Genomic DNA, 7,970 nt, shown 5'->3' with positions numbered 1-7,970 from the left:
AACCCGGCGATCCACGAGGCGGAGACCGGCCCGGAGATTTGGGCGCAGATGCAGGGCCGCATCGACGCGTTCGTGTGGGCGACCGGGACGGGCGGGTCGATCAGCGGGATCGGGCGGGCCCTGAAGGCGCGCAAGCCGGACGTGCGGGTGGTCGGCGTCGAGCCGGCCCGCAGTCCGGTGCTGACCGGGGGGGAGAAGGGCCAGCACCGGTTCCAGGGCATGGGTCCCGGGTTCGTGCCCCCGAACCTCGACGTCGATCTGCTCGACGACGTGATCGCGGTGTACGAGGAGGAGGCGTTCCCGTTGGCGCGGCGGATCATGCGCGAGGAGGGCATGTCGATCGGCATGAGTTCCGGCGCGACGGTGCATGCGGCGCTCCAGGTCGCGCGCGACCTGGGGCCGGAGAAGGTGGTCGTCGCGCTCGCGGCGGACGGGTTCGAGCGCTACCTGAGCACGGCGTTGTTCGACGACGACGTCGACGCGGACGTGCCCCCCGGCGCCTGACGGCCGGCCTCGCGGCCTCCGCTACGGGGTCGCGGCGTCCGTGTCGGCCATGGCGGCACCGAGGTCCAGGAGGTCCACCAGGCGGGCGTGGATCGCGCCGTTGCTGGCGACGACGACCGGATCGTGCAGGTCGTACGGTCCGCCGTCCCCGGCGGTGACGGTCCCGCCCGCCTCGCGCACGATCAGGAGGCCGGCCGCGACGTCCCACGCGTTGAGCTTCATCTCCCAGAAGCCGTCGAGGTGACCGGCGGCGACCATGCACAAATCCAGCGCCGCGGCGCCGGGCCGGCGGACGGCGCGGACCTGCGGCAGGACGCGGGCGAACACGTCGAGGTTGGCGTGCTGCCCGGAGGGGAGGTAGGGGAACCCGGTCGCCAGCATGGCGCGGATCGGTTCGGTCTCCTCGCTCACGGCGAGGGGGCGGCCGTCGGCGCGCGCCCCCTCGCCGCGCACCGCTTCGTACAGGACGTCGCGGGGCGTATCGAGGACCACGCCGACCTGGACCTCGCCGTCCACCTCCAGGGCGATCGAGACGCAGTAGAAGGGGAAGCCGTGCGCGTAGTTCAGGGTCCCGTCGAGCGGGTCGATGATCCACCGCGGCGCATCGGTCGCGCCGGTCGCGCCCTCCTCCTCGCCGAGCACCGCGTGGCCCGGGTACGCCTCGCCGAGGATCGTGCGGATGCGGGCCTCGCAGGCGGTGTCGACGCGGGTGACGAGGTCGGTCTCGCTGGATTTCGTGGCGATCTCCAGGTCGCCGCCCAGCGCGGCGCGTTGGATGCGGGCGGCTTCTTCGGCGGCGTGGATGGCGACGTCGCGGGCGGCGTGGAGGTCCATGCCGCGCACGATACCCAGCGCGCCGCTACGCGGCGCGCGAGGTGTCGCCGCCCGCCGCACCGCCCGCCGTCCCCCCCGCGGGATCCGGGTCGGGGGGCGGGACGGTGACGACGCGCCCGGTGCGGCCGGTCCGTTCGGCCGGGGAGGGCTCCATGGCGGTGATGAGGCGGGCGTGACGGTCGCGGGTGAGGTAGGCGTACGCCCACGTCACGAACGCCCCGAGGCGGTTGCGGTGGCCGGGGAGGTACACCAGGTGGATCAGCAGCCACCCCAACCACCCGAGGAACCCGCGGAGCTGCAGGCCGCCCAGGCGGCGGGAGAGTTCCGCGACGCCGGCGTTGCGGCCGATGATCGCCATCATGCCCTTGTCGGCGTAATGGAAGCGCGGCGTGGGGCGGCCGGCGAGCTTCGCGCGGATCGCGCGGGCGACGTGCTGGCCGTGCTGGATGGCGACCGGCGCCACCTGCGGATGCAGGCGCCCGTCGTCGTCGTGGGTGGCGGCGACGTCGCCCGCCGCCCAGCCGCCGTCGGTGCCGGGCAGCGAGAGGTCGGCGGCGGTGACGAGGCGCCCCCCGCGGGTCGTCTCGAGCCCGAGCGCCTTCGCGAGCGGGTGCGCTTCGACCCCCGCCGCCCAGATCGTCGTGTGGGCGGGGAGCACGTCGCCGCCCTCGAGCACGAGTCCGTCGCGGCGGACCTCGGCGACGGCGGCGCCGGTGCGGACCTCCACGCCCCGTCGCTCGAGGACGCGTCGGGCGTGGCGCTGCGAAGCGGGGGCGAAGGGGGGCAGCAGCGCGTCGCTCATCTCGAGGAGCACGATGCGGGCCCGCGCGAGGTCGAGGTCGGGGTAGTCGCCGGGCAGCACCCCGTGCACGAGCTCCGCGAGGGCGCCGGCCATCTCGACGCCGGTCGGGCCGCCGCCGATGATCGCGAACGTCAGGGTGCCCGGCTTCGGTGCGTCGCCGCGCGCCTCGGCGGCGGCGGCCGCCTCGAAGCGGCGGAGCAGGGCGCTGCGCAGGTTCACCGCTTCACTGAGGCTCTTGAGGAAGTGGGCGTGCTCGCGCACGCCGGGGACGCCGAAGTCGGCGTAGATGGCGCCGGGCGCGACGACGAGCTCGTCGAACGCCAGGTCGTGCACGTCGTCGGGGGGGACGCCGTCGGGCGCGCCGGGGGCGCCGGGGTCGGTGACGCGGACGGTCTTCGCCGTCCAGTCGACGCCGGTGACGGTGCCCTGCAAAAAGCGGGCGTTGGCTTGGCGGCGGAGGACGGCGCGGACCTGGTGGGCGACCTCGCCGGCGTCGAGTTGGGCGCCGGCGACCTGGTAGAGCAGCGGTTGGAACGTGTGGTGGTTGTGTTGGTCGACGAGCGTGACGCGGACCGGGGTCCGCTTCAGGCCCTTGACGACCTCGAGGCCGGCGAAGCCGGCGCCGACGACCACGACGTGGGGGGTGCGCTGGGGCATGGGGGACGGGTCGGGGCGAGGCGAGGCCGACGGCGACGGACCCGGAACGTCGCCTCGGCGCTAGGGGCGAACGTCCCGACAGCGTACGTGACGTCGTTCACGAGCGGGGCGTCGGGGGCGACGTTCCCCGTCCGCCCCGCGTCGGTCCCGATGCGTCCCCGATTCGTTCCCGCATGGTTCCCGCGTCGTTCCCCCCGCACGACGACGGGCGGCCGCGAACGGCCGCCCGGACTCCGCACGTCGTGCGGAACGTCGTCGGTGGGGGTCTTACTTGACCTTTTCCTTCAGGCTCTTGCCGGGCTTGAACGCCGGGTACTTGCTGGAGGGGATCTTGATCTTCTCGGTGGTGCCGGGCTTCACGCCGGTGCGGGCCTTGCGGGCGCGCACTTCGAACGTCCCGAAGCCGGTCAGCTGCACCTTCGCGCCCTTGTCGAGGCTCGTGGTGACCTGATCCAGCATCGCGTCCATGACGTCCTTGACGTCCTTCTTCTTGAGGCCGGTCTCCTCGGACACCGTGGTCACGAGGTCGGCTTTCGACACGGTCTTACTCGTCGCCATTGGCATTCCTCCTTCGGGGGTGGTGTTGCTGACCGGCACCGTAGCATGCCGGTCCGGGCCGGGCAAGGGTGACACCTTCGCGAAGTGCGTCGTGCGCGCGACCTTCGTTACGAAGGCGTGTCCCGCGCCGCACCTTCGGGGGGGTCGACGGGGGTCGGCGGGGCGCCCTCGCCCGCCACCGGCTCGAGCGCGGGAGGCGCGATCATGTGCGTGCTGGACGGCAACAACGCGTTGATGCGGGCGACGGTCTCGCGGGTCCCCTCGCGCATCGCGACCTTCCCCCGCCCCGTGACCTCGAACGGCTCACCGTACGCCACGACGTAGCGCCGTCCCTCGCGCCAGACCGCCGCGGGTTGCAGCGGCACGCCGGTGCGTTGCGCCAGGAACGCCGCGCCGTCGAGCGCTTCGGCGTCGGCGGAATCGCGGGTGCCCTGCACGAACACCCCGACCGCACGCCCCGCCTTCAGGCGGCGCGAGGCCTCCTTGATCGCCGCCAGGTCGCTCCGCTCTCGGTCGACGGGAAACGCGTGCAGGCCCTCGACGAAGGCCCGCAACGCGGGGCGTTCGAACAGCTCCTTCTTCGCCATGAAGGAGATCTCGCGCGGCATCGTCACGCCCATCATCGGGGGATCCAGGGTACTGAAGTGGTTCACCGCCACCACCAGGCCCCCCTCGCGGGGGACGCGGTCGCGCCCCCGCGTCCGCAGGCCGTGCACGATCTTCGCGTAGAGGCGGAACAGGAATCGGGCGGTGACGTAGAACCAGAAGCCGGCCAGCAGGCGGCGCAGCCACCCCCACGGTTCGCGGCGGTCGAGGTCGGCGTCGGGCATGCCGTGCATGCTAGCCCACCGGGTCCGGCGCGGCGCGCGCGCCCTCGCGCGCGCGGATCTCCGCCGACGCCTCCGCCGCCACCAACGCCCCGAGCAGGAACAACAACAGCGCCAGGTACAGCCACAACAGCAGCACCACGAGCGACGCGACGACGCCGTACACCAGGTTGAAGCGCGCCTCGTCGAAGGCGAGCGGCAACAGCACCCGCATCGCCTGCAGCCCCGCGACGCTGATCCCCGCCCCCAGCGCCGCGCCCCGCCACCGCGCCGTCCGCCCGGGCAGCAGCCGGTACGTCAGCGTGAACGCCGCGAACCCGAGCGCCAACCGCCACAGGCCGGGCCCCGCCAGGGCGGCGGGCGGGTCCGGCAGCGCCAGCCCGAACGGCTCCAGCGCAGTGCTGGCGGTCTGCAGCGTCCGCCACGTCCACGCCGCCAACGTCCCCCCGAGCAGCTCGAGGGCGATGACGGCGGCGACCGACGCGATCAACGCCAGCGCGATCGCGCGCGTCCGCAAGAAGCCCCGCTCGCGCGGGACCTCGAAGATCGTCTCCAGCGCGCGCTGCAGGCTGGCGAAGAAGCCGCTGGCCGCCCACAGCAGCACCAGCAGCGACAGCGCCGTGCGCAGCGTCGTGCCCGACGAGAGTTGCGTCACGACGACGTCGAAACTGCGGTCGACCAGATCCGGGGCGGCGAGACCGGCGGGCAGGATCGGCGCGAGGACCTCCGCGAGCGCCGTCCGGTAGCGCTCCGCCAGGTCGGGCCGCGCCCGCAACGTCGCCGCCGCCCAGCCCCCGAGCAGCAGCAGCAGCGGCCCGAGGGAGAACGCCGCGTAGTACGCCAGCGCCGCGGTGAGGGTCGCGACGCGGGCGCGGCGCCACCGCTGCGCCAGCCGCCGCACGGCCGCCCCCGCGCGCCGCACGCCGCGCCCCCACGCGCTTCGGGATTCGTCCTGGACGCCCTCCATCGAGGGGCGACGCTACCACCCTCGGTCGCGACGGCGGGGGGCCGCCGCAGGTGCGCGCAGCCGTCGCCTACTGCGTCGTCCCGATCGGACCGGTCGGTCCATCGGCGATGAGGCCCACGACCTCGACCTCCGCGCCGTTCACGATGTCGTAGGGGTACGTGTAGGTCGTGCCGACGAGGATTTCGCTGAGACGGCCCGGACCGGTTTCCGTTTGGTCGATCATCGGCGTCACCCAATCGCCGTCGTCGTCGAACCAGAGGCCGTGCAGGGTGACGGTTCCCGAGTCCTGCGAGCCGGAATCGGGGCGTCGATCGTCGACCGCCCAGGTCGTTGGGGCATCGGTGGTGATCGTCGACTGGGCGGGGTCGCCGTCGACCCCGAAGTCCGCGTGGATCTTCGGTCCGTCGAGAACGATGCCTGCTTCCGCAGCGCGGACGATCTCCGTGGTTCGGAGGGTGAGGCGGGTCGTGGCATACGACCTACCTTCGACCCGGATCGCACCCGCAGTGCTGGGGAACGCCCCCGCATCGACGATGCTGGTGCGCGCCAACGAGGCCTCGGATCCGGGCCCCACGTCGTAGGCGACGCCGCATCGTGCCAACGCCACGTCGTGCATCGACACGTCGGCTCGACTCGATTCCACGCACGTCGGGGTGTCTGCGACGAGGCCGCCCCGAAGGTCGACCCTCGGACGAGCGAAGTTCGCCACGTTCCCCACGGAGATCCCGATGCGTTCGGCGCGCACCCGGACGTCCGTCAGCGATGCGGTGGCTGAAAATAGGTCGACACCCACGTCGAACCCCGAGACCGTCACCTCACGCAGCCGAAGATCGGATCCCCCCTTGTCCGCCCTCACGCCGCGCGATGCGGGCGGGACGCTCGCGTACGGCGTCTCGAGGGCGAACACGGCCGTTCGAACGTCGGCATCGGCGTTCTCGCGGAGCTCCAGGCACCGCATGCCGACGTCGCAGCGCACCCCCTCGAGCGACGCGCGGGCTCCGGGCGCGAGGTGGAGGGCCTCCGTGAGCCCCGTCAGGGCCACGTTGCGTAGCACCAGCGCGTGGCCGTCCGTCACCGAGATCGTCCGGTCGTTCAACGCCAACGACGACGCGTCGCTCGGGACGGTCGCGCGCGGGTCGAACGACGTGGCGCCCTCGACCGTGAGGTCGTCCTCGACGGGCAAAGGCTTCGGCGGCACGCCCGGTTTGCCCCCAACCGCGGGGGCGACCGACGGGGAGCCCACGGCGATCGGTGCCAGGTTGTCGTGCGCGCCCTCCGAGAGCTGAATCGTGTCGATCGTGGCGGACGCGTTGGCCCGGGACAACGCCTCCTCGAACGTCGCGACGGGCGCGCGGGCGGTTCCGGGCGCGGCGTCGTCCCCGTCGAGCGCGTCGACGTACACGGTGGTTTGCGACGCGACGGTGAGCTGGAGGTCGTCGCTCGCCGACGTGACGCCGTCACTGGCGGTGAAGCGCAGGACGTACGTGCCGGCGGTGGTCGGCGTGACGGTCGTCGCGGCCGCGTTCGGGGTCCCGAACGTCAGGGGGGCGGGTCCGCTCGTGCGCGCCCAGGCGTACGTCAGCGGGTCGCCGTCCGGATCGCGTCCGGTACCGCGGAGCTCCACCCCGACGCCCGTCGCGGACACCGTGACGTCGGGGCCGGCGTCGGCCGACGGTCCAGCGTTCGCGGTGACGACGACCCCGTCGGCGTCGGCGACGGTGCCGTCGTCCACGCGTAGCGTGAGGGCGTACCGGCCGGCGACGTCCGGCACGACGTTCGGCGTGGCGGTCCGCGCGTCGGTGAGGGAGGCGGCGCTGTTCGCCGGTCGCTGCAGGGTCCAGCGGTAGTGGAGCGGGTCCCCGGTGGGGGAGCGCGAACCGCGGCCGTCCAGGTCGACGCGCGTCCCGACGGCGACGCTCTGGTCGGGGCCGGCGTCGGCCATCCCGGAGGCGGCCGGGAGCGCCGTCAGCGTGCTGGTGGCGGCGTCGCGGGCACCGCCCGCGCGGGCGGTGGCGGTCACCTCGTACGTGCCGGGGACCCCGGGGGTCACGACCGTCGTGGTTCCCGACGTCGGGGACGGCGTGGTGGCGGCGTCGGGCCCGTCGACGGTCCAGGCGATGCGGACCGCGTCGCCGTCGGGGTCGCGCGATGCGGAGGCGTCGAACGTCACCGCCGAGCCGACCGCGGCGCGCACGTCGTCGGGGGCGACCGCGGCGATCGGGGCGCGGTCGTTGCCGTAGGAGGGGGCGCCCCCCACCCCGTCACGTCCGCAAGCGACGAGCATGGGGAGCGCCACGCAGAGCGTCGCGACGGCGCGAAGGGTCGGGCCGAGGCCGAGGGATCGTGGAGTCGTGGGGGCGTGGGCGGGTCGGGCGGGGTCGTCGGGCATGGTGACCTCCCGGGGGACGTCGCGAACGGTCGAGGGAAACGGTAGGGGCGCCGCCCGGCGCCAAGGGACGAACGTCCCGAGTCAGGGGTAGCACACGTCGGGGGTGCGTGTCACGCGACGGGGTCGGGAGGGTCCGACGGCCCGGGGCGGGGCGACCCGCCGTCCGCCTCCAGCGCGCGGCGGGTGGTGGCGTCCTCCGCCCCGGCGCGCGCGAGGATGGCGCGGGCCACCACGAGCAGCGCCGCGTCGAGCCCCAGGCCGGCGGGGCGGAGGCGGGCCAGGAGCGGGGCCCCGAGCCGCCCGCGGGCGGCGTGGAGCTCGCCGTCGAGGCCGAGGTGACCGAGGCGACCTGCGGCCGCGACATCGCCGCCGAGACGCTGGCGCTGCGCGACGGCACCGCGGCGCCCCCGCGCGAGATCGACATGTTCATGC

Annotated in this window: 7 protein-coding genes; 1 reads left to right on the top strand and 6 read right to left on the bottom strand. The window is 74.1% G+C overall.

The window, feature by feature from the left end:
- The coding region (locus RI554_03430) for a pyridoxal-phosphate dependent enzyme (protein MDR9391061.1) at window positions 1-504 on the top strand (504 nt) is incomplete at its 5' end.
- Window positions 505-525: 21 nt separating this feature from the next.
- On the opposite strand, the gene RI554_03425 is transcribed toward RI554_03430, so the two are convergent.
- The 6 genes from RI554_03425 to RI554_03400 form a co-directional block, all read right to left on the bottom strand.
- Window positions 526-1,338, bottom strand: coding sequence for an inositol monophosphatase family protein (locus RI554_03425; protein ID MDR9391060.1), 813 nt, complete (start codon window positions 1,336-1,338; stop codon window positions 526-528).
- A gap of 25 nt (window positions 1,339-1,363) precedes the next feature.
- Window positions 1,364-2,797, bottom strand: coding sequence for an NAD(P)/FAD-dependent oxidoreductase (locus RI554_03420; GenBank protein MDR9391059.1), 1,434 nt, complete (start codon window positions 2,795-2,797; stop codon window positions 1,364-1,366).
- 267 nt (window positions 2,798-3,064) lie between these two features.
- A complete protein-coding gene (locus tag RI554_03415) occupies window positions 3,065-3,355 on the bottom strand; it encodes an HU family DNA-binding protein (GenBank protein ID MDR9391058.1) in 291 nt (96 codons plus the stop codon).
- Window positions 3,356-3,462: 107 nt separating this feature from the next.
- On the bottom strand, window positions 3,463-4,185 hold the full coding sequence (locus RI554_03410; GenBank protein MDR9391057.1) for a lysophospholipid acyltransferase family protein: 723 nt from the start codon (window positions 4,183-4,185) through the stop codon (window positions 3,463-3,465).
- 10 nt (window positions 4,186-4,195) lie between these two features.
- Window positions 4,196-5,149 (bottom strand): YhjD/YihY/BrkB family envelope integrity protein, encoded by a 954-nt coding sequence (locus RI554_03405; GenBank protein MDR9391056.1) that lies wholly within the window; start codon window positions 5,147-5,149, stop codon window positions 4,196-4,198.
- A 67-nt stretch (window positions 5,150-5,216) separates the two neighbouring features.
- Window positions 5,217-7,538, bottom strand: coding sequence for a PKD domain-containing protein (locus RI554_03400; protein ID MDR9391055.1), 2,322 nt, complete (start codon window positions 7,536-7,538; stop codon window positions 5,217-5,219).
- Window positions 7,539-7,970: the final 432 nt, after the last annotated feature.

It is taken from the genome of Trueperaceae bacterium (assembly GCA_031581195.1).
Lineage (GTDB): Bacteria > Deinococcota > Deinococci > Deinococcales > Trueperaceae > SLSQ01.
This window is presented reverse-complemented; position numbering and strand designations above follow the sequence as displayed.

What these genes read in the sequence shown, in the direction of transcription:
- RI554_03410 (MDR9391057.1), bottom strand. Translation starts at nt 4,185, where the DNA reads ATGCCCGACGCCGACCTCGACCGCCGCGAACCGTGGGGGTGGCTGCGC.
- RI554_03425 (MDR9391060.1), bottom strand. Translation starts at nt 1,338, where the DNA reads ATGGACCTCCACGCCGCCCGCGACGTCGCCATCCACGCCGCCGAAGAA.
- RI554_03405 (MDR9391056.1), bottom strand. Translation starts at nt 5,149, where the DNA reads ATGGAGGGCGTCCAGGACGAATCCCGAAGCGCGTGGGGGCGCGGCGTG.
- RI554_03400 (MDR9391055.1), bottom strand. Translation starts at nt 7,538, where the DNA reads ATGCCCGACGACCCCGCCCGACCCGCCCACGCCCCCACGACTCCACGA.
- RI554_03415 (MDR9391058.1), bottom strand. Translation starts at nt 3,355, where the DNA reads ATGGCGACGAGTAAGACCGTGTCGAAAGCCGACCTCGTGACCACGGTG.
- RI554_03420 (MDR9391059.1), bottom strand. Translation starts at nt 2,797, where the DNA reads ATGCCCCAGCGCACCCCCCACGTCGTGGTCGTCGGCGCCGGCTTCGCC.